At 65.8% G+C, this 24,875-nt stretch carries 20 protein-coding genes; 11 read left to right on the top strand and 9 right to left on the bottom strand.

The window, feature by feature from the left end:
• Positions 1–23 precede the first annotated feature (23 nt).
• The 3 genes from DESPIGER_RS10275 (at position 24) to asnB (ending at position 4,971) form a co-directional block, all read left to right on the top strand.
• A complete protein-coding gene (locus DESPIGER_RS10275) occupies positions 24–1,313 on the top strand; it encodes an aminotransferase class I/II-fold pyridoxal phosphate-dependent enzyme (RefSeq protein ID WP_072336414.1) in 1,290 nt (429 codons plus the stop codon).
• Positions 1,314–1,391: 78 nt separating this feature from the next.
• Entirely contained in the window at positions 1,392–2,645 is a 1,254-nt protein-coding gene (locus DESPIGER_RS10270; RefSeq protein WP_072336411.1) for a glycosyltransferase family 4 protein, read from the top strand.
• A gap of 424 nt (positions 2,646–3,069) precedes the next feature.
• Positions 3,070–4,971 (top strand): asparagine synthase (glutamine-hydrolyzing), encoded by a 1,902-nt coding sequence (asnB, locus tag DESPIGER_RS10265; RefSeq protein ID WP_072336408.1) that lies wholly within the window; start codon positions 3,070–3,072, stop codon positions 4,969–4,971.
• A 357-nt stretch (positions 4,972–5,328) separates the two neighbouring features.
• On the opposite strand, the gene DESPIGER_RS10260 is transcribed toward asnB, so the two are convergent.
• From DESPIGER_RS10260 to DESPIGER_RS10250, 3 genes are all read right to left on the bottom strand, one after another.
• Positions 5,329–7,581 carry an inositol phosphate phosphatase SopB gene (locus DESPIGER_RS10260; RefSeq protein WP_072336405.1) on the bottom strand — a complete coding sequence of 751 codons (2,253 nt, stop codon included), beginning with the start codon at positions 7,579–7,581 and terminating at the stop codon, positions 5,329–5,331.
• Between the two features lie 9 nt (positions 7,582–7,590).
• Positions 7,591–8,046, bottom strand: coding sequence for a type III secretion system chaperone (locus tag DESPIGER_RS10255; protein WP_072336403.1), 456 nt, complete (start codon positions 8,044–8,046; stop codon positions 7,591–7,593).
• A 499-nt stretch (positions 8,047–8,545) separates the two neighbouring features.
• Positions 8,546–9,625, bottom strand: a complete 1,080-nt coding sequence (locus tag DESPIGER_RS10250) for an alpha/beta hydrolase (RefSeq protein WP_083575378.1) — start codon at positions 9,623–9,625, stop codon at positions 8,546–8,548.
• Between the two features lie 404 nt (positions 9,626–10,029).
• Between DESPIGER_RS10250 and DESPIGER_RS10245 the strand changes: the two genes are divergently transcribed.
• Complete coding sequence (locus DESPIGER_RS10245; protein WP_072336399.1) at positions 10,030–10,815, top strand: MBL fold metallo-hydrolase; 786 nt, start codon at positions 10,030–10,032, stop codon at positions 10,813–10,815.
• Positions 10,816–10,895: 80 nt separating this feature from the next.
• Here the strand turns inward: DESPIGER_RS10245 and DESPIGER_RS13095 are convergent, their stop codons facing one another.
• The 3 genes from DESPIGER_RS13095 to DESPIGER_RS10230 form a co-directional block, all read right to left on the bottom strand.
• A complete protein-coding gene (locus tag DESPIGER_RS13095; RefSeq protein WP_072336396.1) occupies positions 10,896–11,333 on the bottom strand; it encodes an Lrp/AsnC family transcriptional regulator in 438 nt (145 codons plus the stop codon).
• A 282-nt stretch (positions 11,334–11,615) separates the two neighbouring features.
• Positions 11,616–12,650: a cytochrome d ubiquinol oxidase subunit II gene (gene cydB, locus DESPIGER_RS10235; RefSeq protein WP_072336393.1), complete on the bottom strand. Its 1,035-nt coding sequence runs from the start codon at positions 12,648–12,650 to the stop codon at positions 11,616–11,618.
• A 3-nt stretch (positions 12,651–12,653) separates the two neighbouring features.
• Entirely contained in the window at positions 12,654–13,967 is a 1,314-nt protein-coding gene (locus tag DESPIGER_RS10230; RefSeq protein WP_072336390.1) for a cytochrome ubiquinol oxidase subunit I, read from the bottom strand.
• A 123-nt stretch (positions 13,968–14,090) separates the two neighbouring features.
• On the opposite strand from DESPIGER_RS10230, the gene htpG reads away from it, so the two are divergent.
• Positions 14,091–16,037 carry a molecular chaperone HtpG gene (htpG, locus tag DESPIGER_RS10225; RefSeq protein ID WP_156831691.1) on the top strand — a complete coding sequence of 649 codons (1,947 nt, stop codon included), beginning with the start codon at positions 14,091–14,093 and terminating at the stop codon, positions 16,035–16,037.
• Positions 16,038–16,175: 138 nt separating this feature from the next.
• Here htpG and DESPIGER_RS10220 read toward each other — a convergent pair whose 3' ends face one another.
• Together DESPIGER_RS10220 and DESPIGER_RS10215 are read right to left on the bottom strand one after the other, a co-directional pair.
• A complete protein-coding gene (locus tag DESPIGER_RS10220) occupies positions 16,176–16,559 on the bottom strand; it encodes a cupin domain-containing protein (RefSeq protein WP_072336387.1) in 384 nt (127 codons plus the stop codon).
• Positions 16,560–16,716: 157 nt separating this feature from the next.
• Entirely contained in the window at positions 16,717–17,136 is a 420-nt protein-coding gene (locus tag DESPIGER_RS10215) for a MarR family winged helix-turn-helix transcriptional regulator (RefSeq protein ID WP_072336384.1), read from the bottom strand.
• Between the two features lie 166 nt (positions 17,137–17,302).
• Here DESPIGER_RS10215 and rpsL point away from each other — a divergent pair, with 166 nt between their 5' ends.
• The 6 genes from rpsL to DESPIGER_RS10185 all read left to right on the top strand — a co-directional run bounded on the left by rpsL (position 17,303) and on the right by DESPIGER_RS10185 (position 23,563).
• Positions 17,303–17,674, top strand: coding sequence for a 30S ribosomal protein S12 (rpsL, locus tag DESPIGER_RS10210; protein WP_006007654.1), 372 nt, complete (start codon positions 17,303–17,305; stop codon positions 17,672–17,674).
• Positions 17,675–17,792: 118 nt separating this feature from the next.
• Positions 17,793–18,263 (top strand): 30S ribosomal protein S7, encoded by a 471-nt coding sequence (gene rpsG / locus DESPIGER_RS10205; protein WP_006007647.1) that lies wholly within the window; start codon positions 17,793–17,795, stop codon positions 18,261–18,263.
• A gap of 84 nt (positions 18,264–18,347) precedes the next feature.
• Positions 18,348–20,426, top strand: coding sequence for an elongation factor G (fusA, locus tag DESPIGER_RS10200; protein WP_072336381.1), 2,079 nt, complete (start codon positions 18,348–18,350; stop codon positions 20,424–20,426).
• Positions 20,427–20,563: 137 nt separating this feature from the next.
• Positions 20,564–21,757 (top strand): bifunctional glutamate N-acetyltransferase/amino-acid acetyltransferase ArgJ, encoded by a 1,194-nt coding sequence (argJ, locus tag DESPIGER_RS10195; RefSeq protein WP_072336378.1) that lies wholly within the window; start codon positions 20,564–20,566, stop codon positions 21,755–21,757.
• 381 nt (positions 21,758–22,138) lie between these two features.
• Positions 22,139–23,005, top strand: a complete 867-nt coding sequence (locus DESPIGER_RS10190; protein ID WP_072336375.1) for a zinc metalloprotease HtpX — start codon at positions 22,139–22,141, stop codon at positions 23,003–23,005.
• Positions 23,006–23,143: 138 nt separating this feature from the next.
• Positions 23,144–23,563, top strand: coding sequence for a DVU_2496 family lipoprotein (locus DESPIGER_RS10185; RefSeq protein WP_072336372.1), 420 nt, complete (start codon positions 23,144–23,146; stop codon positions 23,561–23,563).
• A gap of 376 nt (positions 23,564–23,939) precedes the next feature.
• On the opposite strand, the gene DESPIGER_RS10180 is transcribed toward DESPIGER_RS10185, so the two are convergent.
• Positions 23,940–24,866: a hypothetical protein gene (locus DESPIGER_RS10180; RefSeq protein WP_072336369.1), complete on the bottom strand. Its 927-nt coding sequence runs from the start codon at positions 24,864–24,866 to the stop codon at positions 23,940–23,942.
• Positions 24,867–24,875 lie beyond the last annotated feature (9 nt).

The following is a 24,875-nucleotide window of genomic DNA, read 5'->3' as shown; positions in this document are numbered from 1 at the left end:
TACTATATCTGAGAGGATCCGGAATGAAAGAAAACCACTCCAGCCAGAACGCCCAGGAGAGCGGCACCAGCAGTTTCACACGGTTACGCTCCAAACTGTCGTTTGAGCGCATGGTGGAAATGGGTGCCAAGATGGGCATGGAAAACCCGCTCTTCCTGTGTCACGAGCGGGCGGCTAAGGCCACCACTGTGATCAATGGCAAGGAGTACATCAACTTCTCCACCTACGATTATCTGGACCTCAATACCCACCCCGAGATCACCGAGGCCGTCACCGAGGCCGCCAGGGTCTTCGGCAGCTCCGCCGGCGCCAGCCGCCTGGTGGGCGGCGAACGTCCGCCCCACCGCCAGCTCGAACGCGCCCTGGCCGACTTCTACGGCGTCGAGGACTGCATCGCCTATGTGAGCGGCCACGCCACCAACGTCTCCACCCTGGGCTTCCTCTTCGGCCACCGCGACGCCATCTTCTATGACGGCCTTGCCCACAACTCCCTGATGCAGGGCGCCCGGCTTTCCGGCGCCGACCGCTACTCCTACGAGCACAACGACTGCGATGCCCTGGAGAAGATGCTCAAGGAACACCGCGGCAAGCACAAGCGCGCCTGCATCGTCACCGAAGGCCTGTTCAGCATGGACGGCAACATCCCCGACCTGCCGCGCATCATCGAGCTGAAGAAGAAATACGACTGCATGCTGCTGGTGGACGAGGCCCACTCCTTCGGCGTGCTGGGCGCCACCGGCCGCGGCGTGCACGAATACTTCGGCATCGACCCCAGCGAAGTGGACATGTGGATGAGCACCCTCAGCAAGGCCATGTGCGGGTGCGGCGGTTTCATCGCCGGCCGCAAGGAGCTGGTGGAATACCTCAAGTACGGTTCCCCGGGCTTCGTCTTCAGCGTGGGCATGCCCCCCATCGTGGCCGCCGCCTGCCACAAGGCCCTGGAACTCATGCAGCGCGAGCCCGAGCGCGTGCACAAGCTCCAGAGCATCTCCCAGTACTTCCTGAACTACGCCCAGGAAAAGGGCCTGGATACCGGCGCCGCCCAGGGCTACGCCATCGTGCCCATCATGGTGGGCGACTCCATGGTCAGCGGCTTCCTGGCCACCCGCCTTTTCGCCCGCGGCATCTATGTGATGCCCATCACCTTCCCCGCCGTGAAGGAAGGCGCCGCCCGCCTGCGCTTCTTCCTTTCCGCCTCCCACACGGAAGAACAGATCCGCAAGACCATCGACACCGTGGTCGAAGAGATCCCCGTGGCCCGGGAGATCGTGGAGAAATTCCGCCGCGAGCACCAGGACGACCAGAACGCCTAGTCTGTCGCGCAGCACGAGGCCGGGCACCCTGCCCGGCCTTTTTTTTCTTCCCCAACATCCTGCCCATCCGAGGTCCCTATGCTGTCCCCCCGTATGGCCTATGTCCTGCTCTGGTTCCCCCTCTCCTCCGAGACCTTCGTCTTCCGCGAGATCCAGCAGCTGGTCCGGCGCGGCATGGATATCCGCGTCTATACCATGTACGGCGAAAAGCTGCGCGGTTGCAGCGACGAGATGAAGAACTACGCCGGGCCCGTCAAACGCTTCGGCGCCGGGGCGACCCTGCGCCTGCTCAAGGCCTTCTGGCGCGCCTGGAAGCGCGACCGCGAGACCGTCAAGACCCTGCTGCGCCGGGGCCTGTTCCGCAAGATGCGCAATCTGGAAGCCTATGCCGAGAACCTCTGGTGCTTCCTGGCCGGTTTCCTGCTGGCCGAAGAGGCCCGGCGTGACGGCATCGAGCTTTTGCACTCCTCCTGGGGCAACGGTCCCGCCACCGCCGTCTGGGTGGCCTCGCGCCTGTCGGGCATCCCCTTCGCCTTCACCGGCCGCGCGGGCGACATCTATCCGCAGGACGGCATCCTGGCCGAAAAATCCCGCGACGCCCTCTTCATCCGCACCAACAACATGGCCAACAGGCCCTGGCTCCAGAGCTTCTGCCCCGCCGGACAGAAGGACAAGGTGCACGTCATCTACAACGGCCTGACCCTGGGCCGCCGCGTGGACTGCCGCGCCCCCTTCCAGAAGCCCTACCGCCTGCTGGCCATCGGCCGCTTTGCCCGCACCAAGGGCTTCCCCGAGCTGCTCACGGCCGTGGCCCGTCTGCGTGACGACGGCTTCCCCGTGCGCCTGACCCTGGTGGGCGACGGCAGCTGGAAGCGCAAGCTGGTGGAGATGCGCAAGCGCCTGCATCTGGAAGATCTGGTGGACATGCCCGGCTTCGTGCCCAATGACCGCATCCGTACCTTCATGGAAGAACACGACATGCTGGTGGTGCCCAGCGTGGTGCACACCAACGGCGACCGCGACGGCATCCCCAATGTCATCATGGAGGCCCTTTCCTGCGGCATGCCCGTGGTGGCCACCGATGTCTGCGGCGTGAGCGAGGTCATCCGTGACGGCGAGACCGGCTACCTCATCCCCCAGCGCGACCCCGCCGCCCTGGCCGATGCCGTCCGCCGCATGCTCTCCGACCGCGAGGCGGCCCTGCGCATGGCCCGGGCCGGGCGCGAGCTGGTCTTCCGCATGTTCGATACCGAGACCAACATCGCGGCCCTGCAGGAGCTCTACTGCCGGCAGTACACGCAGTGGCGCACCACGCACGGCCCGGGCGTTTAGGGAGGGATCAGCCGAGCCGGAAGGGGCCCTGCCGCCGTGCGGGAGGCCCTTCCCCGGCCCCGTCGGTCCCCCAGCGCGTTTTTTGCCGGATGCCCTGCCGGGGCGTCCCCTCCTGCGGCGGTCCCGGCCGCCGGGAGACGGGCCCCGACGCGGGGCTGTACTCCCCGGGCAAAGGCCGTGTCCCCAGCCCGGCGGCATCGCATGACAGGCCCCGCAGGGATGCCTGCCGCTGCCGGACGCCGCCCGTCGTCTTTCCGGCCACCCCGGCCGGACGCCTGGCGCGGGAGCAGGCGCTCCCCCTGCCGGGGGCGCACGCGGCTCCCCTGTTTCCCGCTCCGTGACGGCCTGCCTGACGGAGCCCTTTCCCGACACCTGCAACCGGCGGCCGGCGGCCTGACCCTCCGGTACGCCCTGTGGATATGCCATGTGCGGAATAGCCGGTATCTGCCGTCTTGACGGCCAGCCCCTGAACGAGGACGCCCGGGCCCATGTCCGGGCCATGACCGACGTCATCACCTACCGCGGCCCCGACGGCAGCGGCATCTGGCAGGAAGGGCCCGTCTGCCTGGGGCACCGCCGCCTGTCCATCATCGACCTTTCCGGCGGCAGCCAGCCCATGCAGGACGTGGACGGCGAGCTCTGCATCGTCTTCAACGGCGAGATCTACAATTTCGCCGAGCTCCGGCAGGAGCTGCTGCAGGCGGGCGCCCGCTTCCACAGCAGCCATTCCGACACGGAGGTCATCCTCCAGGCCTACCGCGTCTGGGGCACGGACTGCCTCCAGCGCTTCGACGGCATGTTCGCCTTCGCCCTCTGGGACGCCCCCCGCCGCCGTCTGTTCTGCGCCCGTGACCGCTTCGGCAAAAAGCCCTTCTTCTACACCCTGCAGCAGGGCAGCCTGTTCTTCGGCTCGGAGCTCAACTGCCTGGCCGCCGTGCCGGGGCTGGAGCTCACCCTCGATCCGCAGGCCGTCATGCGTTACCTGGCCTACGAATATGTGCCCACCCCGGACACCATGTACCGCGAGGCCAAAAGCCTGCCGCCCTCGCACTGGCTGCTGGTGGAGGACGGACGCCTGAGCATCCGCCGCTACTGGGACCTGCCCCCGGCCGATGAGTCCGACCGCCGCTCCGAGGCCGACATCTGCGCCGACGTGCACGAGCTGCTCACCCGTGCCGTGGCCCGCCGCATGGTCAGTGACGTGCCCCTGGGGGTCTTCCTCTCCGGCGGCATCGACTCGTCCATCGTGGCCGGTCTCATGGCCCGGCAGTCTGCCACGCCCATCAAGACCTTTTCCATCGGCTTCACCGAGGCCAGCTACGACGAGAGCCGCTACGCCCGCGTGGTGGCCCGGCGCTGGAGCACCGACCATCACGAGCGCGTGCTCTCGGCCGAAGACTGCGCCGAGCATCTGCCGGACATCATCAGCCGCATGGACGTGCCCATGGCCGACGCCTCGGTGGCGCCCACCTGGCTGCTTTCGGGCGTGACCCGCGAAAAAGTCACCGTGGCCCTGGGCGGCGACGGTGCCGACGAGCTCTGGGCCGGGTACGAGCATTACATCGCCTTCAAAATCGCCGAATGGTACAACGCCCTCCCCGGCATCGTGCGCCGCGGCGTCATCGAACCCCTGACCCGGCTCCTGCCCGCCTCGGCCGGCTACATCAATCCCCGTCTGGCGGTGGAGACCTTCTTGCGCGGCGCCCACGCCCCGGCCTGGGAACGGGTGCAGACCCTGCTCACCTCCTTCACGCCCGAGATGCAGGCCGAACTGCTGGCCCGGCCCGACCGCGACTTCCTGCGCCGCGAGAACCTCTTCGCGCCCACGCGGGAACAGTTCGAGCACTGGCCCGCCGGTCCCTCGCCCCTGGCGCGGGCCTTCCACGTCTATGCCCGCCAGTACATGCTGGACGACATCCTGGTCAAGGTGGACCGCTGCTCCATGCTCCACTCGCTGGAAGTGCGCGCGCCTTTCCTGGACAAGGATTTTGCCGAATATGTGGCCCGCCTGCCCATCCGGCACAAGCTGCACGGTTTCCAGCGCAAATACCTGCTCAAGAAGGCCTTCACCGATGTGCTGCCGCCCGAGATCCTGCACCGCAACAAGCGCGGCTTCCAGATCCCCGTGGCGGCCTGGCTGCGCGGGCGCATGCGGCCGCTCATGGAAGAGCTCTTCGCTCCCGATCGCCTGCGTGCCCAGGGCCTGTTCCGGCCCGAGGCCGTGCGCTCCCTGGTGGACGCCCACTGCTCCGGCAAGGCCGACCTGCGCAAGCCGCTCTGGACGCTGCTCGTGCTCCAGCTCTGGCTGCGCGCCCGGGGGATGTAACGGGGGGTGTACCCGCTGAAGATATGGGCCCGGTACGGCAGGCCCGCCTGCCGGGATGGACGAGGGGGCGGAGGAACTTTTCCTGGCGGAAAAAAGTTCCCCCGCCCCCTCGCGCTCCCCCACCCCTTCAAAAACCGCTCATAAGGGGTGGGAAAACAGACAAGAGCAAGCCGCAGGCCCGGGAAAGAATCCGGTAGGATGGATGACATTCGGACCGGCCAATATAAAAACGACAGGGGCAGGCCCAAGCCCGCCCCTGGATGTGGATCGGAAAAGAAGGGATGCGTGGAGAAGGCAGAGGGACGCACAGCGCTGCGTCCAGAAGCCGGCGACAGGGCGCCTGCTGGTGCCGGCGGCTCACGCCTTCACATAGCTGCTGAGGCCCCGGTGGATCTCCCGGGCCTCATCCGTGAACAGGGCATCAAGACCGTCCACGCCCTTGGTCTTGAAGCCTGCCAGACCGGTGTTCAGGCGCTGCATCTCCAGATTGCCGCCGTTGATGGCCACCTGCTGGAAGATCTGCTGATCCATGCGGCTGCGCGGCGCATCGAAGGGCGGCAGCAGGCCGCCGTTCTCGTGCATCTGCAGGGCCAGGGTCTTGCAGGCCACGTCCATCTGCCCGGTGCGGTCCTTGCCGCTCTTGCAGTTGAACAGCGGCATCATGCCCATGATGTGCCCCAGCATGGCCAGGCGCGCAGGCAGGCGATAGGGGTCGGCCCCGCTCATCCTGTAGCCCCTGGCGGCCCAGAGGGCGTGGATCTCGTAGCGCAGGGCCTGCACGTTCTGCCTGTCCCGGGCGGAGATGTCCGACCGGGCAAGATACGTCGCCACCATCCCGCCGAACATGTCGTCCCCGAAAAGCAGTGTCATGGCTTCCCTGTTGTACCGGTCGGACGTGCCCCAGCCGCCGATCAGGCCCTGGAGCCCGCCCTGCGCGCCGGTGTTCACGCCGAAATTGAAGGTGAGCACCTGCGGCCTGACCTTGACCGCCCTTCCCTGCCCGTCAGGCAGGACCACGTTCACCGTGCAGGTGCCGTCAGGCCCGCAGGCATCCTTCCACGAGGCGCACTGCTCGGCCAGATAGGTCTTTTCCGACGTGCCGAAGATCTCGCGCGGCACATCGGGCGTGACCAGGCTGGTGGAGAGCAGGGGCAGGTCGATGACGGCATCGGCATCCGCCGCCAGCCTGCGCTGGACGTCCGCCAGCTTCGGGGAGCTTTGCAGGGCCGCCGCGAAGATCTCTCTGGCGCGGGTGGCGTTGGCCGCCCTTCTGGCCGCGGGATCCTTGATGGAATAGGCGCTGTTGATGCCGTGCCGGATGCCCCGGAACAGGGTGCCGCCGCCCGCGGCTATCTCCGTGCGGGCCAGGTTCAGGGCATGATCGGGCCGGCCCCTGTCCTCGCAGGAGACGCCGTTGATGCCGTGCCGGGCCATCTCCCGGCCGATGGGGCCGGGCTGGCCGCCCACGGCCCCGATATGGCGGGCCGGCGTGATGGTGGAGGTGGCTGTCACGCCCGCGCCCCCGCGCCCCAGATATTGCAGGTCGCGCCGGATGACGCCCCAGTCCTGTTCGTTGAGCACCTGGATATGGGCCTCCTTGATCGCCTTGGCCAGCTTCCCCGCCGACAGGTCGGGCAGCAGCCGGTGCAGCTCCTTGCCCAGCTCTCCGGGGAGAGCGTTGAAGGTCTCCATCACGGCATCGGGGACGCGTTCCCCATCGGCCAGGCCCCGCAGCCCGGGCGGATCGGCCATCTTGTCCTGCATGGCCGCCATCAGCCTGTTGAGGTCCCGGGCCCGTTCCGCCAGGCGCATGCCCGTGCCCGAAGCGGGATCCAGACTGCCCAGCTCCTTATCGGTCTGGCGCACATGCTCCCCGATGACCCGCTCGCAGGCGGCATAGATCTGCCGGAAGGCAAGGCGCACGTTCCCGGCCGTGAAGGGGCTCTGCGCCTTCTGGGCGGCCATGATGTCCCGCTTGGTATCCAGCTGTGCCCTGAGCCCTTCCAGACAATGGAGCACCCCGGCCACGCCCTCCGCGCCTGCGGGCAGGCTTGCCTGGAAGGTGTCCAGATCCCCGCGCATGGCGTCCACCGCCCAGGAGACCGAGGCAAGCTCCCGCTCGGCCTCCGCAACGGCCTGCTGCCCCCAGGAATCGTTCCCCACCAGACGCACGCCCCGGCTCACGAGGCTGACGAAATAGTCGGGATCCACACCGGCCCGGCCCAGCTCCGCCATGAGCTCCGGCCGGAGGGCCCGCCGCCCCGTGGCCACCATGCCGCGCCCCAGACAGGCAAGATTGCGCTCCGCGGCCGCATCCAGAAGCCTGGACAGGTTGGCGCCGGTAAAGGCCCTGCCCTCCAGGGACTTCCTGCCGATGTACTGGTTGAACAAACGCGTGCCCTCGGCCTTGCCGCAATAGGCGCAGACGCTGTCGCGCACGCGCTCGGCCGCGGCCCTGTTCCCGGCCTTTTCCTGGCTGCGTTGCGACCACTGCCAGAAGCGGGCCCTGACGGTCGTCGTCTGGAGCCTGTCCGTGCCCTGCTCGAGGCGGACGAAGCTGCCCCGGGCCTGGCTCAGATGGCGCAGGTTGGCTATGGAATCGATAGGCATGGCTCCCTCCTAGACCTTCACATAAAAGGGCTGCTCGCTCTCCATCACGGTGTCGCCCAGGGTCGCGCAGCGCTGCGTCCAGAAGTCCAGCGACAGGGCGAAGGATTGCAGGAAGGCATCCAGTTTGTCCGCCGTGGCCTGCTCGGGCAGCCACATCTGCTGCAACAGCACGGTGTCGCTCTCCGGGGCCAGGGTGATGGTGGCGCCCTGGGTATCCTGCCACATGAGGTTGGCGGTGAGCAGGGCCCGCAGCTCCCGCAGGGCCACTTCCTCATCCCCGGAAAGCGCGCCTATGCTGCCGAAGGCGATGAACGTGCCCTGCCCCTCGTCGAAACGCAGGTGCACCACATGGTCGTCGGCCGATGCCAGGGCGCAGTAATTGTCCTCATCGAGCTGCAGGGGTCCGATCTCCTGCTGGCGGGCAAATTCTTCCAGAAGCGTGTTGGCGGTCTCGCGGCTTATCATGATGCCTCCTTGGCAGAGGGCTAAAAAAGTTCAGGGCATATCTCCGGCCCGTCCGTGGCAGTGGCGGTGCCGCCAATAGCGTTGGCAGCGGACAGGAGGCATAGACGGATCAGCAAAAAAGGTGCCAGAGGACAGCGCGGCACGGCGTTAAGGACCGGCGCGCCCTCCCTGCCTGCGCAGGCAGAGCGCCCTCCCCCGCAGGCATGGTGAACGTCCGCACGCTCCCACGGCAGGAACACGGGGCATGGATACGCCGATTATCTCCCAGGGACACGAACTTTTCAATGTGCCTGTCTCCCGGTGCCCCTGCCCGCGTGACGGCCGCATGCGTCCGTCACGGTGCCCGGCAGGCAGTTCCCGGGCAGCGTTTCCGGCAGTCCGGCCCCCTGCCCGGAACATCCTGCGGCAGGGCCGCCGTCCGCTGCCCGGGGGCAGGCACGAAAAAAGCGAAGCCCCGGCAACGGAGCTTCGCATGTGCGGCCGCAGAAGGAGGAAAGGATCAGAGGTTGGCCCTGAAAAAGGCCTCGATCCTGTCAAAGGGGATGATGTCCACCCGGTCGTACAGATCCGTGTGCGAGGCCCCGGGCACGATCAGCAGTTCCTTGTTGTCCCCGTTGAGTTTTTTGAAGGCATCCTCGCTGAAGTAGCGGGAATGGGCCTTTTCCCCGTGGACCAGCAGGACCGCGCTGCGGATCTCGCCCGCATAGGCCAGCAGCGGCATGTTCAGGAAGGACAGGGCCGAGGTGGCGTTCCAGGCGCCGTTGGAATTGATGGAACGGGGATGGAAGCCGCGCCCGGTCTTGTAATAGGCGAAATAATCCTTGACGAACTGCGGCTCGTCGCCCGTCAGGGCCTCGGGCAGGCCCGCGGCGGAGGGCGCGATGCTGCCGGAGCGTGCGTCCCGGGTGCGCTGCGCGTTCAGCTGCTGCCGGAGGGCGTAGCGGGCATCGGCGTCCATGCTGTCGAAATAGCCGTTGGCCGTGACGCGGCTCATGTCGTACATGGTGACGGCCACGGTGGCCTTGATGCGGGTGTCCATGGCGGCGGCGTTCAGGCCCATGCCGCCAAAGCCGCAGATGCCGATGATGCCGATGCGCTCCGCATCCACCGCGTCCAGCGTGGTGAGGAAGTCCACCGCAGCGCTGAAGTCCTCGGTATTGATGTCGGGCGAGGCCACATGGCGCGGCTCGCCGCTGCTCTCGCCCGTATAGGAGGGGTCGAAGGCCAGCGTCAGGAAGCCGCGTTCGGCCATGGTCTGGGCATAGAGCCCGGATGCCTGCTCCTTCACCGCACCAAAGGGGCCGCTCACGGCCAGGGCCGCCCATTTGCCCCCGGCGTCCCGGGGCATGTAAAGGTCGCCCGCCAGAACGGTGCCGTAGCGGGTGCGGAAGGTCACCTTGCGGTGTTCCACCCTGTCGCTCCTGGGAAAGACCTTGTCCCATTCCTGTACCAGTTCCATAGCATCACCGTCCTTGAAAGTATCCCTGCCGGAGGGGGCCGTGTCCGCTGCGGCCGCATCCCCCGCAAACAGCATCGTGCCTGCCAGGATCCCCGCCATCAGTGTCTTGACTGCGCTCATGATGTCGCTCCGGTTGGAGGTTGTCCGGCGGGAGAGGCCGCCGGTGTTCCTTCCTGTGTAGCCGCAGCGATGATCCATGACAAATACTTATATCGAATGCTTTATCATAGAGATAAAGCATACTTTGACCGGCATGCGCACCAGCAGGGCGGCAGGGCCCGCTCCCTGCGGCGGACACGCGCCCGCCACGCCGCAGCCATCACGGAAGGCCCCGGCAGCCGCGCCAGGGAACCCGGCCCGCCCGCGGTCCTGCATGCCGGACGCCGCGCGGAGCACTTGATTTTTTCAAGAAAACGGCGCGCATTTCTTGTCCCGGCTTCTGGCCCGGCCCGGCCGTCCCTGCTACCTTCCCCCGCAGTCACACACATCATCCCCCCGGGGACATACCAATGAGGTACCATCGCATGAAGATCCAGCAGATACGCAACGCCATGCTCCGCATCCGGTACGCCGGAAAGACCTTCCTCACCGACCCCTGGCTGGCGCCCAGGGGCAGCATGGGGACGTTTCGCGACCATCCCATGTTCCGCTGCCGCCCCGAACAGCTGGACCTGGCCATGCCCCTCTGCGACCTGCCCATGCCGGTGGCCGACATCCTGGCCGGCGTGGACGCCTATATCGTGACCCATGTGCATCCCGACCATATCGACATGGCCGCCGACGGCAGCGTGGGAGCGCCGCTGGACAAGACGGTGCCCGTGTTCGTGCAGAGCGACGAGGACGCCGCCGTGCTCCGGCGCTCCGGCTTCGCCCGGGTGGAAGTGCTGGGAGAGGAGACCGTCTTCGCGGGCATCCGTCTCAGCAGGACGCCCGGACGCCACGGCACCATCATCCCCTGCGGACCGTCCTGCGGCGTGGTCTTCCGGCATCCTGACGAAAAGACGCTCTATGTGGCCGGCGATACCATCTGGTACGAGGACGTGGCCGAAAGCATGCGCCGTTTCCGGCCTGATGTGGTCGTGGTCAATGCCTGCGCGGCCGAACTGCTCGACGAGGGGCGCCTCATCATGGACGACGCGGATGTGGCCGCCCTGCACGCCGCCTGCCCGGAAGCGCGGATCATCGTCAGCCATATGGACACCGTGGCCCATGCCTCCCTGACCCGGCAAAGCATGGACCAGGCCCTGCGCCGTCGCGGCATCCGGGAGGCCATCCTCATGCCCGACGACGGCCAGAGCTACAGCTTTTAGCCGCCGCTTCCCGTATCAGGTCCCCGCCGGTCCCCACAGGCAAAACGCCTTCCTTCCTCTTCCCCCTCCGGCGGGGGCCTTCATTCCGCCAGGTCCTCCGCTTCCCGAAGGACCACATGCAGCTCGTAGCCGCCCAGCGGCTCCACCTCGGCCAGAAAGGCGTCCAGGGCCTCCATGTCCGGGAAATACATGTCGAGGAAATACAGGTTGTCGCCCGTGGTCCGGTAGCAGTGGATGGTGCGCCTGCCCTCCCTGCGGCAGCAGGCCTTCAGGGCCTCCACCGGCCCGTGCCTGAGCTGCACCCTGATGACGGCATGGACCTTGTAGCCGAAGACCGGGCAATTGACGTTGATGGTGTAGCGCTGGAGGATGCCCATGTCCTCCAGCCGTTCCACCCTGTTCCTGACGGCCTGCCCGGTGAGGAAGACCCGCGCGCCCAGCTCCTTCATGGTGATGCGCGCGTTCTTCCTGAGCTCTTCGACGATCCTCACATCCGTTGCATCTATCCTGGTCTTCATACGGCCTCCGCTCTGTCCCGGCATTGTCCCGGATATGTGCCCCAAAAGCAATTATCCATGCCCCGTCATGGCGGCACGGCCGCCATCACCGGCCCCTCCGCTCCTCCTGCCTGCCCTCCGCCCTTCCGTGGCGCGGCCCGCCTTTGTCGCGCAGCTGACGGCAGACGGCCCGGCCGCGAAGACCGGTCTTTTTCCGGCGCATCCCGGCAGCGGACACGAAAAAAGCCCGGCGGACAGGGCATGCCTGTCTGCCGGGCCCGATGAGGCGGACGGATCGGCGCCCTAGTAGGCGTGCTCGTCCTTCAGGTCCTCGGCGCTCAGGCTGTGGGAGAACAGGCGGTAGACCCAGAACTGGTACAGCAGCACGATGGGCACCATGACCAGGGCCACGCCCAGCATGATCTTGAGGGTCAGCTCGGACGAGGAGGCATTGAAGGCCGTCAGGGTGGCGGTAGGATCGACGGACGAGATGAGCATGCGCGGGAACATGCCCATGACGCCGAAGAAGGTCACGCCGATGATGTACACGGCGCTGCACATCCAGGCCTTCCACAGCTGGCCGCGGCGCAGCATGCAGCGCACGCCCAGCAGGCCGGCCAGGGCCACCACGGGCAGCAGGAGCAGCAGCGGGTTGCTCCAGTAGTTGTTGAACAGGTCCGTGTTGAAGAAGGTCAGCACCAGGAAGGCCACCAGCAGGATGAGCATCACGGGCCAGAGCAGGGTGGCGCTGGCCACGGCGCGGGTCTGCAGTTCGCCCTGGCTCTTGATGGCCAGCCACAGGGAACCGTGCAGCATGAACATCACCAGGAAGAAGATGGCGCCGGCGATGCCGTAGCCGTTGACCAGGCCCATGAGCGTGCCGTGGAACACGCCTTCGCCGTCGATGGGGATGCCCATGAAAAGGTTGGCGAAGGTCACGCCCAGCAGCAGGGCGGGCACCAGATTGGACAGGAAGTGGACCAGATCCCAGAAGCCGCGCCACACGCCGCTTTCCACCTTGCCGCGGAACTCGAAGGACACGGCGCGGAAGATCAGGGCGAACAGCAGGACCAGCAGGGGCGCGTACAGGGCGCTGAACATGACGGCATAGACCTTGGGGAAGGCCGCGAAGGTCACGCCGCCGGCGGAGATCAGCCACACCTCGTTGCCGTCCCAGAAGGGACCGGCCGCATTGTACATGATGCGGCGTTCTTCCTCATTGCTGCCGATGAAGGGCAGCAGGCTGCCCAGGCCCAGGTCGAAGCCGTCCAGGACGAAATACACGGCCCAGAGCAGCGCCCACAGGATGAACCAGATTACTTGCAAGGTTTCCAGCATGACTTAGTCCTCCTGCCCCTGCGGGCCCTTGATGGCGTACTTGCGCAGCAGGAAAATGTCCAGAAGGCCCAGCACGCTGTAAACGATGATGAAGGCCAGCAGCGACGTGGACACATGCTCGGCGGGCACCGGCGACACGGCGTCGCTGGTGCGCATCAGGCCGTAGACGATCCAGGGCTGACGGCCCATTTCCGCCACCAGCCAGCCCATGGCGATGCTGATGTAGGGCAGCGGGATGCACCACACCAGGGCACGCATGAGCGTGGGGTTGATGGTCTCGCGGTTACGCTGCAGCGTGGCCCAGGCGGCCAGGGCCAGGAAGATGACGCCAAAGAAGATCATGGCGCGGAAGCCCCAGAACACGGGCGTGACCGGCGGACGGTCTTCCTTGGGGAAGTCCTTGAGGCCCTTCACTTCGGCATCGGCATCGCCGTAGGAGATCCAGCTCAGCAGACCGGGGATGCCGATGGCTTCCACGGAGTTGGTCTCGTTGGCCTCGTCCGGCACCACGGCCAGATAGAAGGGGGCGTTCCTGGTGGTCTCCCAGTGGGATTCCATGGCGGCCAGCTTGGCGGGCTGCAGCCCGGCCACCACCTTGCCCTGGATGTCGCCGCTCAGGGCGAGCGCCAGCACCAGCACCAGGCAGATGGGGGCGGTCATGCGGAAGGAGCGGCGGAAGAATTCCACATTGCTCTTGCGCAGCAGATGCCAGGAAGACACGCCCAGCACGAAGAAACAGGACAGCGTCCAGGCCGAGAGCAGAGTGTGGGCGTACATGCCCCAGGCGTAGGGGTTGGTGACCACGGCCATGAAGTCGGCCAGTTCGGCGCGGCCGTTCTGGATCACATAGCCCAGCGGGTTCTGCATGAAGCCGTTGGCCAGGATGATCCACAGGGCGGACAGGTTGCCGGCCAGCACCACCAGCCAGATGGCCAGCAGGTGGGTCTTCTTGCCCACGCGGTGCCAGCCGAAATGCCAGACGGCCAGGAAGGTGGACTCCAGGAAGAAGGCCACCGTGGCCTCGATGGCCAGCAGGGAGCCGAAGATGTCGCCCACATATTCCGAATAGCGGGCCCAGTTGGTCCCGAACTGGAATTCCAGGGTGATGCCCGTCACCACGCCCAGGGTGAAGTTGATGATGAAAAGTTTGCCCCAGAACTTGGCATGCTTGCGCCAGACCTCGTCACCGGTGCGCACATAGCGGGTCTCCATCAGGGCGATGAGCAGGGACAGGCCCAGCGTCAGCGGCACGAAGATGAAGTGGAAAAAGACGGCCACGGCGAATTGTAGCCGTGAAAGCAGAATGACATCATCCATAATCGTCCTCCTTATGGAGCGACCTGCATACCGTTATCCTTGGTGAAAAGCAAGGCAAAGTTTAGGCCCCGCAAGGCCTTGACGGCTGATTGGGAAAGATTACTTATTCCCCAGCAAGTATCCATGGAGGTTGTCACCATGCCGGAAACCACGGCTCAATCCTGTGAATTTCGCGCCGAAGTGCGCAAAGTCCTGAGCATTCTCACCAATTCCCTCTACACCAATCGCGAGATCTTCCTCCGCGAACTCATCTCCAACGCTTCCGACGCCCTGGACAAGCTGCGCTTCCGCAGCAACCGGGGCGAGACCCCGCGCCATGACGACCTGCCCCTGGAGATCCGCATCCATCTCGACAAGGACGCCAGGACCCTGACCGTCGAGGACACGGGCCTTGGCATGACCGCCGCCGAACTGGCCGAGAACCTGGGCACCATCGCCAAGTCCGGCACCGAGGCCTTCCGCGCCCAGCTGGCCGCCGAGGAGGCCAAGGCCGACGGTGAAAAAGCCGATGCCGCCAACATCATCGGCCGCTTCGGCGTGGGCTTCTATTCCGTGTTCATGGTGGCCGACAGGGTGGACGTGACCTCGCGCCCGGCCTTCGGTGATGACGACAGTGCCGCCACCTGGACCAGCGACGGCCTGGGCACCTATACCGTGGCCCCCGCCGGTGACGACGCCCCGCAGCGCGGCACGCGCATCGTGGCCCACCTCAAGGAAGACGCCGCGGAATTCCTCGAAAAGTTCCGTGTGGAATCCGTCATCCGCAAGCATTCCGCCTTCGTGCCCTTCCCCGTGCTGGTGGACGGCGAGCAGGTCAACACCCAGCCCGCCCTGTGGCGCGAGCCCAGGTCCTCGGTCACCAAGGAACAGTACGATGCCTTCTACCAGGCCCTGACCTATGACAGCAAGGCGCCGCTGGACGTGCTGCACATCTCCGTGGATGCGCCCGTGCAGTTCAACGCCCTGCTCTACATCCCCGACGTGCGCCAGGACCTCTTCGGCCTCGACCGTGATTTCTGGGGCCTGGACCTCTACGCCAGCCGCGTGCTCATCCAGCACCGCAACAAGGAACTGATCCCCGACTGGCTGGCCTTCCTCAAGGGCGTGGTGGACACCGAGGACCTGCCCCTCAACATCTCCCGCGAGACCCTTCAGGAAAACGTGGTCCTGCGCAAGATCAACCAGACCATCATCAAGCAGACCCTGGGCCACCTGGAAAAGATGGCCGCCCAGGATGCCGCGAAGTACGCCGCCTTCTGGCGCCTGCACGGCCGCATCTTCAAGCTCGCCTACCAGGACTTCGCCAACCGCGAACGCATCGCCGGCCTGCTGCGCTTCAACACTTCGGCCCTGGACGACGGCGAGGCCCTCTCCAGCCTGGACGACTACATCGCCCGCGCCCCCGAAGGCCAGAAGACCTTCTGGTACGTCTCCGCGCCCAACCGCGAAGCCGCCCGCCTGAGCCCGCATCTGGAACGCTTCACCCGCAAGGGCATCGAGGTGCTCTTCCTCTACGAGCCCGTGGACGAGTTCGTCATGGAAGGCATGGGCAAATACAAGGACTGGGAATTCAAGGCCATCGAGAACGCGGCCGATGACGCCCTGGACGCCTTCGCCGACAAGGCCGACAGCGAAAAGCCCGCCGCCGCGCCCCTTTCCGACGACGACAGCGCCAGCTTCGACAAGCTGCTGGAACGCATCAAGGAGATCCTGGGCCAACGCGTGGCCGACGTGCGCGTCTCCCACCGTCTGGCCGACAGCCCGGCCGTGCTGGTCTCGCCCGACGGCATGACCTCGTCCATGGAAAAGCTCATGCGTGCCATGCAGAAGGACGACTCCCTGCCCGTCAAGGTGATGGAAGTCAACCGCGACCATGCGCTGCTGCGCAGCCTGCTCAAAATGTTCAAGGCCGATCCCCAGGACAAGACCCTGGCAGGCATGGTGGAGAACCTTTTCGACGCCTGCATGCTCCAGGAAGGCTACCTGCGTGACGCCCAGATGCTGGCCGGCCGCAGCAGCCATCTGCTGGAACAGGCCGCGGCCTGGTATGTGGAAGTGAAAAAACTCTAACCCTCGGCATACCCCGCCCGCCGGCAGGACACCGGCGGACGTTCCTCCTCGCAGGATGCCCGGTCCCGGCGGCCCGCCGCCGGAGCCGGGCATCTCCTGTACCGGGCATGGCCGCTGGCCATGCCCGCGGCCATGCGGCTACAGCCAGCCGGGCTTTCCTTCCTCCTCCGGGACAGGCAGGCCATCCGTCCCGGTGAAGCCTTCCAGGCTGCCGGCCCGGGCCTGCACGCAGATGAAGGAAAGCGGGCTGTCATCGGCGGCCCGCAGGCAGCGCGCCCCCGCGGGATCGATACGGAAACAGTCCCCGGCCCTCAGGGGCAGTTCCTCGCCGTCGATGTACAGCGTGCCCCGGCCGTCGAGCACCAGATAGATCTCCTCGTTCTTCCGGTGCCGGTGCACGAAGGGCACGGAGCCCCCTGCCGGCAGGGTGTTGCGCGAGATCTCTGCGGCGGTGAGATGCAGCAGATCGTGCAGTTCATTGCGCGGGGCCTCTTCCAGATGTGCCAGGGTGTAGTGGGACATGATACGCTCCTTTTTGCGTGTTTTTTTGTTTGATATCGAACTAAAACGGCATCCCGATCCATCCCGCGCCCGGGCGGGCAGACGGCACGCGAGCAAAAGACAGCTCCCGACGCAGCGGGACAGCCCCGGGCACTTCGGCCAGCGGGGCGGAGAGAGCCTACTCCCCGACGCAGCGGGACAGCAGACGTTCCAGCGCGTCGGCCTCCTCCGCCGAAAGACGGCTGGCCACCAGCGCTTCCAGAGCACGGGAGACACCATCCATCACCGGGGCCAGGGCCTTGCCCCGGTCTGTCAGACAGACAAGCACCCCGCGCGCATCAGCGGGATCGGGGCGACGCTCCACATAACCGGCGCGCTCCAGCTTCTCGACCAGGGCCGTCATGGTGGACCGGGTCCGGCGGATGCGCCGGGCCAGCACGCCCATATGGCAGGGCCCCCCGGCCAGCAGGTGGGCCAGTATATCCCCGTGGCTGGGGGCGATGTCCGTGAGTCCCGCTTCCTTGAGCGCGCCGATGATGAGCCTGTTGCCTTCGTCGCGCAGGCGGCTCGCATAGAAAAAGATGGCTCGGTACCGCATGGCCTCTTTTAGTTCGATATCGAATTTTTTGTCAAGACCTTTCCCTGCACGGATACGCGCGGCCAGGGCTTGACAAGCGCGTCCGCGCATTGTATGTGTTGCCGCTCTACGGCATTCATGCGCTGCCTGTCCGTCTTGGGCAGGCAGTGAAACTTTGGAGGAAACTATGCCTACTATCAACCAGCTCATCCGCATCGAGCGGACTGCGGTGGTGAAGCGCAAGAAGACCCCGGCCCTGCAGGCTTGCCCCCAGCGCCGCGGCGTGTGCACCCGTGTGTACACCACCACCCCCAAGAAGCCTAACTCCGCCCTGCGTAAGGTCGCCCGTGTGCGCCTGACCAACGGCATCGAAGTGACGGCCTACATCCCCGGCGAAGGCCACAACCTGCAGGAACACTCCGTGGTGCTCATCCGCGGCGGCCGTGTGAAAGACTTGCCCGGTGTCCGTTACCACATCGTGCGCGGCACCCTGGATACCTCCGGCGTGGCCGACCGCCGCAAGAGCCGTTCCAAGTACGGCGCCAAGCGTCCCAAATAGGTCATTTTTTCAACACCGGCGTACGTCATGCAACGCACCCAGGCTGCCCGTCCCGCGGCGCGCCGGGGCGCTGCGGGGCTGGTGACGCCGAAACACAGAGATTCTCAAGGAGAATATCATGCCCCGTAAAGGTCCTGTCCCGAAGAGGGAAGTGCTGCCCGATCCGCTGTACAACAGCCGTCTGGTCACCAAGTTCGTGAACCGTCTCATGTACGACGGCAAGAAGGGCGCCGCTGAAAAGATTTTCTACAGCTCGCTGGAAACCCTGGGCGAAAAGACCGGTGAAGAGCCCATGCGCGCCTTTGAAAAGGCCCTGGACAACGTCAAGCCCCATCTGGAAGTCAAGGCCCGCCGCGTGGGCGGCGCCACCTACCAGGTGCCCATGGAAGTCCGGCCCGAACGCCAGATTTCCCTGTCCATCCGCTGGCTGATCAACTATGCCCGTTCGCGCGGCGAAAAGGGCATGACCTCCAAGCTTTCCGCTGAACTGCTGGACGCCTACAACGGTCGCGGCGGCGCGGTGAAAAAGCGCGAAGATACCCACCGTATGGCCGAAGCCAACAAGGCTTTCGCCCACTACCGCTGGTAAGCCCGCTTCCGAGTGACTGCTGCCGCGCCCGCAAGGGCGCGGCGCTTTTCCCCCCGCCCCACTGCCCCTTTTCTGGAGGATACCGTGTCCCGCACCACCCCCGTAGACAAACAGCGCAATATCGGCATCATGGCCCATATTGACGCCGGCAAAACCACCACCACCGAACGCATCCTTTTCTACACCGGTGTTTCCCACAAGATCGGCGAAACCCACGACGGTGAGTCCACCATGGACTGGATGGAACAGGAACAGGAGCGCGGCATCACCATCACCTCCGCCGCCACCACCTGCTTCTGGAAGGACTGCCGCATCAACATCATCGACACCCCCGGCCACGTGGACTTCACCATCGAAGTGGAACGTTCCCTGCGCGTGCTGGACGGTGCCGTGTGCGTGTTCGACGCCGTGGCCGGCGTCGAGCCCCAGTCCGAGACCGTGTGGCGCCAGGCCGACCGCTACCACGTGCCCCGCATCTGCTTCGTGAACAAGATGGACCGCATCGGCGCCAACTTCTTCCGCTGCGTGAGCATGATCCACGAACGCCTGGGCGCCAAGGCCGTGCCCCTGCAGCTGCCCATCGGCTCCGAAGACAAATTTGAAGGCGTCGTGGACCTCATCGAAGGCAAGGCCCACCGCTTCGACAAGAGCTCCAAGGGCGCCCAGTTCACTGACGAAGCCGTGCCCGCCGAACTGAAGGACCTCTTCGAGGAAAAGCGCCACGAACTCATCGAAGCCGTGGCCGAAGAAGATGAGGCCCTGCTGGAAAAGTACCTGGGCGGCGAAGACCTGACCCGCGACGAGATCGTTTCCTGCATCCGCAAGGCCACCATCGCCCGCAACATCGTGCCCGTGCTCTGCGGTTCCGCTTTCCGCAACATGGGCGTGCAGCCCCTGCTGGACGCCGTGGTGGACTACCTGCCCTCTCCCGTGGACATCGCCGTCATGACCGGCCATGAGCCCGGCAACGAAGAACATCTCATCGAATGCCCCTGCGACGACAAGGAACCCCTTGCCGGCCTGGTGTTCAAGCTGTTCTCCGACCCCTTCATCGGCCACCTGTCCTTCTTCCGCATCTACTCCGGCTGCCTGGAGTCCGGCACCAGCGTGTACAACGCCAACACCGGCAAGAAGGAACGCATCGGCCGCATCCTGAAGATGCACGCCAACAAGCGTGAAGACATCAAGTGGGCCGGCGCCGGTGACATCGTGGCCCTGGTGGGCCTGAAGAACGCTTCCACCGGCGACACCCTGTGCGACGAAAAGCGCCCGGTGATCCTGGAATCCCTGAACATCCCCGAGCCCGTCATCGAAGTGGCCATCGAGCCCAAGACCAAGGCCGACCGTGACGCCCTGTCCGCCGCCCTCAACAAGCTGGCCAAGGAAGACCCCTCCTTCCGCGTCAAGGGCGACGAGGAGACCAACCAGACCCTCATCGCCGGCATGGGCGAACTGCATCTGGAGATCATCGTTGACCGCCTGACCCGCGAATTCAACGTCAACGCCAACGTGGGCAAGCCCCAGGTGGCCTACCGCGAAACCATCTCCAAGCCCGCCAAGTCCGACATGAAGCATGCCAAGCAGTCCGGCGGCCGCGGCCAGTACGGTCACTGCGTGATCGAGGTGGAACCCAACCCGGGCAAGGGCTACGAGTTCATCAACTCCATCACCGGCGGCGTGATCCCCAAGGAATACATCCCCGCCATCGACAAGGGTATCCAGGATGCCATGAAGTCCGGCGTGCTGGCCGGCTTCCCCTGCGTGGACCTGAAGGTCAACCTGGTCTTCGGTAGCTACCACGAAGTGGACTCCTCCGAACAGGCCTTCTACGTGGCCGGTTCCATGGCCATCAAGGACGCCATGCAGAAGGCCGGCCCGGTCCTGCTGGAACCCGTCATGGACGTGGAAGTGGTCACCCCCGAAGAATACCTCGGCGACGTGATGGGCGACCTCAACGGCCGCCGCGGCCGCGTGCAGAGCATGGAAGCCCGCGCCGGCGGTGCCCAAAGCGTGCGTGCCCAGGTGCCCCTGGCCTCCATGTTCGGCTACGCCACCGACCTGCGCTCCCGTACCCAGGGCCGCGCCACCTTCACCATGCAGTTCGATCACTACGAACGTGTGCCCCAGGCCATCGCCGACGAGATCCAGAAGAGCAAGAACTAGCGTCCTGAACGTCCGTTCCCACCAAGACCGGACAGCGCTGGTTGCCTGATATGACGGCGGGGATTTTGCAAGGCAAGATCCCCGCCTTTTTTTCATCGTTTTCCTCCCGGAAGCCCATGACCGGAAAGGATGTTCCCATGAGCGATACGCGCAACGACCTGCCCCTCGGCTTCTCCGCCGGGACCGCTGCCGCCGGTTTCAAAAAAGCCGGCCGCGATGACCTGGGGCTGATTGTTTCCGACCGTCCCGCCGTGCTGGCGGGCCTGTTCACCACCAATGCCTTCAAGGCCGCTCCCGTGCAGGTCTGCCAGCAGACCCTGCGCGAATACGGCACCTGCCGCGCCGTGCTGGCCAATTCCGGCCAGGCCAACGCCTGCACCGGTGACGAAGGCCTGGAGAATTGCCTTGAGACCCGCCGCATGGTCGCCGCCCTCACCGGGCTGGCCCCGCATGAGATCATGCCCATGTCCACCGGCGTCATCGGCGACCAGCTCAGGATGGACCGCTGGCGCGAGGCCGTGCCCGCCCTGGTGGAAAGCCTGGGCAGCCGCGATGCCGAAGGCTTCACCCGCGCGTTCATGACCACCGACGCCTTTCCCAAGTTCGCCAGCATCACGGTGCCCCTGTCCGGCGGCACCGTGCGCCTCACCGGCATGGCCAAGGGCGCGGGCATGATCTGCCCCAACATGGCCACCATGCTGGCCGTCATGCTCACCGACGCCGAGGTGGACCGCGAGACCTGGCAGGCCATGTTCGCCCGCGCCGTGGACAGGACCTTCAACCGCGTCAGCGTTGACGGCGACACCTCCACCAACGACACCATCCTCGGGCTCGCCAACGGCGCTTCCGGCATCCGGGCCGAAGGCGGGGACGCCGCCCTGCTGGAAAAGGGCCTTACCGACATCCTGGGCCGGATCTCCTACATGCTGGTCAAGGACGGCGAGGGCGCCAGCAAGGTCATGCACATCACGGTGAGCGGCGCCGCCTCCGATGAGGACGCCTGCCGCATCGCCCGTACCGTGGGCCACTCCCAGCTGGTCAAGACCGCCATCTACGGGCAGGACGCCAACTGGGGCCGCATCGTGGCCGCCGTGGGCCGCAGCGGGGCCCGGGTGGATCCCGCCCGCGTGCGCCTGGTGCTCTGCGGCATCGAACGCTTCCGCGACGGCCGGCCCGTCAACGGCAACAAGGAAGCCGAGCTTGCCGAGCTGCTCAAGGCCACCGACATCCCGGTGGAGATCCATATGGGGCTCGGTGACGGCTGCTACGACCTGCGCGCCTCGGACCTCGGCCACGAATACGTCAGCCTCAACGCCGATTACCGCTCGTAAGCGGGGAAGGAGCTTTTTGCCGAGGGGGAAGGAGGCCCTTTGCCAGCGCCCAAAGGGCCTCCTTCCCCCCTCAAACTCCCCCCTTCCTCCCCAAACGCGCTTTATCAGGGAGAGGCGGAGAAACACGGCATCGCCGTGTTTCCCCGCCTCTCCTTTTCTGTCGCGGGAATAGCAATTCCGGGGCCATTCCTGCCGTCCTTCCCAAGCTTCCTCCCCGCCAAGCGGGCTTGCCGTACAGGCGATCCACCTGTGATGCCAGGCAGCAGCCTCTCCGGCTCCCCTGCTTCGGACATCCTGACTTTTTCCCACCTCTTGCCACTTTGCTGACGCATGCTTATCTACAGTGGGCGAATCCCTACCTCGCACACTCAAGGAGATATCATGACCAGCCAGATCAAGACCGTGCTGCTTCTCGCCCTGCTTTCCGCCATCATCATCGGTCTGGGCGGCATCATGGGCGGCCGCACCGGCATCATCATCGCCTTCGTGATCGCCATGATCATGAACGTGGGTTCCTACTGGTATTCGGACAAGATCGTGCTGTCCATGTACCAGGCCCGCGAACTGTCCGAAGACGAGGCCCCCCTGCTGCACCGCATGGTGGCCGAGCTTGCCGCCAACGCCGGCATCCCCAAGCCCCGCGTCTGTGTCATCCCTGAAGACGCGCCCAACGCCTTCGCCACCGGTCGCGACCCCGAACACGGCGTGGTGGCCGTCACCGACGGCATCATGCGCATCCTCAGCCCCGAGGAGCTGCGCGGCGTCATCGCCCACGAGATCGGCCATATCGCCAACCGTGACATCCTGATCCAGACCGTCGCCGGCGTGCTGGCCTCGGTCATCGTCAGCATCGCCAACTTCATGCAGTTCGCCGCCATCTTCGGCGGCAGCAACAGCGACGAGGAAGGCGGCACCAATCCCATCGCCGCGTTCCTGCTGGCCATCCTGGCCCCCATCGCCGCCAGCATCATCCAGATGGCCATCTCCCGCTCGCGCGAATACCTGGCCGACGAGACCGGCGCCCGCATCTGCGGCCAGCCCCTGGCCCTGGCCGGTGCCCTGCACAAGCTGGGCGTGGCCAGCGGGCAGATCCCCATGCACAACGGCAACCCCAGCACCGAGCAGATGTTCATCGTCTCGCCGCTGTTCGGCTTCGGCGGCGGCAGCATGGCCAATCTGTTCAGCACGCACCCGCCGCTGGAAGAACGCATCGCCCGCCTGCAGGAAATGAGCCGCCGGGCCCGCTAGCGCCCCGCGCCGTGCCCTCCGGCCTACGAATCTTTTGACAAAAAAGCGGGCTTGGTGTGTAGTCAGCCATGACGCCACCCGCCCGCTTTTGTGGTGCCCGGGGCGAATCTGATGCCGGTACGCCGGCAGGAGAATGACATGAAACGCTTTCCCGTGATCCTTGCCCCCGCCCTGCTTGGGTCCCTTCTGATGCTGGGCGGCTGTGCCGCCACAGGCCCCAGTACGGCTCCCCTGCCGCCCGACCGCGACTGCCAGGAAGTCTACACCGTGGCGCCCGGCAATTACATCATCGACATCGCGGGCGGCTCCGTGGTCGTCCTTGACCCGGCCGTGCAGGACTTTCCCCTGTTCTGCTCGCCCGAAGAGGCCCGTACCGGCCTGAAGACCGCCATGGACAACGGCTCCCTGCCTGCCGGGGACTGGCGCATCTACCGCCTCAACGGCACCCTGCAGGAGATCGGCCAGCAGCCCGAACCCGGCCATTACAGCCTGGCCCGCATGGCCCGCCTGGTGGACTGGGTGAGCAAGGCCGAAACGGAAGAACCGGACGATAAATAGGCTGCCCCGCACCGGGAAGTCCTGCACAGATCCCCATGCCGACACAGCCCTGGCTGACTTCCCCTGTGCCCCGAATACAAACCACCAAAGCGCTCCATCCTGAAGGACGGAGCGCTTTTTTTATGGCCGTCACGGGCGGTATCTGACATCAGATACGCCCGCCCCAAACGCACCCCTCTTTTCCGTTCCTGAGGCCGGACAGCCCGTTCCTGAGGCCGGAAACAGCGAGAGCGCCTCCCTTGGGGAAAGGCGCTCTCGCTGTTCACAGGGCCACTCAGGCCCATGATAAAAGTTTTTGGAAGGATGAGGGGGAGCGTGAGGGGGAGAAGGAGAACCTTTTTCCCAAAAAGGTTTCCTTCTCCCCCTCACAACGTTTTTATTGCGGCAGCGGGCAGGGCGTCAGGAAGAAGGAGCGCTCTTCCTGGACCAGCGAGACGATCTCGCGCAGGCCTTCCAGCGTGGGCTGGCCCTTGTTGGCGGTCAGCAGGCCCTGCAGCTTCCTGACCAGGGCCGCGCGGGCCTCGCAGTCCTCCAGGCCCAGCAGCCCCTTCTTGCCAAGGATCTCCAGGGCCTTACCGTGCCGGGTGGCCAGGCCGGTATGCACCTGATAGAGCGGTTCCAGCGTGTCGCTTTCCGCAGCGGCCAGCACCATGACCGAGGCCATGTACAGGCGCTCCAGATAGAGGCCGTACAGATGCGCACCCAGCAGGCGCAGCAGCTGATCGTCCTGACGGGCGGCCTCCAGCAGGCGGGAAAGCTCCTGCTGCCGGAAGCGCGCCAGGATGTTCGCGGACTCCTGGCTGTGCGGGGCCTTGCGGATGCGGGCCATGTCCTTGCTGTTCAACGCGGGCAGGGGCTTGCCCACCAGCTGCTGGAGCAGCTCGTTCTTCTTGGCGGCGTCGGCCACATCGCCAAAGTAGAAGGCATACATCCTGTCCGCGGCCAGCATGCCGCTGAGCACGGCCAGCTGGTCCTGGCTGCCGTCCACGGGGCACATCTCGCCCGTGATGGTCAGGTCGGGCTGATAGATGAAACCGGCCTTTTTGAGCAGGCCGATATCCTGGATGCTGTTCACGATGGCATCGCTGTCCAGCAGGGGGGCCAGCTCGTCCACCACATGGGCACGGGCCGGCAGGGCGGACAGGCAGAACACCAGCAGCAGGAGCAGCAGACAATACAAGGGCGCGGCCGCCGGCCTCCGGCCCGAAAGACCGGAGGCGACGACCGCGCCGGGCACGACGCCCACCGCTCCGCGCCCGGAAGCGCAGAGCATGGGGGGCGTGGCAACGGCGGACATCTTCATGACGTTGTT

The organism is Desulfovibrio piger (assembly GCF_900116045.1).
Lineage (GTDB): Bacteria > Desulfobacterota > Desulfovibrionia > Desulfovibrionales > Desulfovibrionaceae > Desulfovibrio > Desulfovibrio piger_A.
Note: the sequence above shows the minus strand (reverse complement) of the source record. Positions and strands in the feature narration are given on the sequence as shown.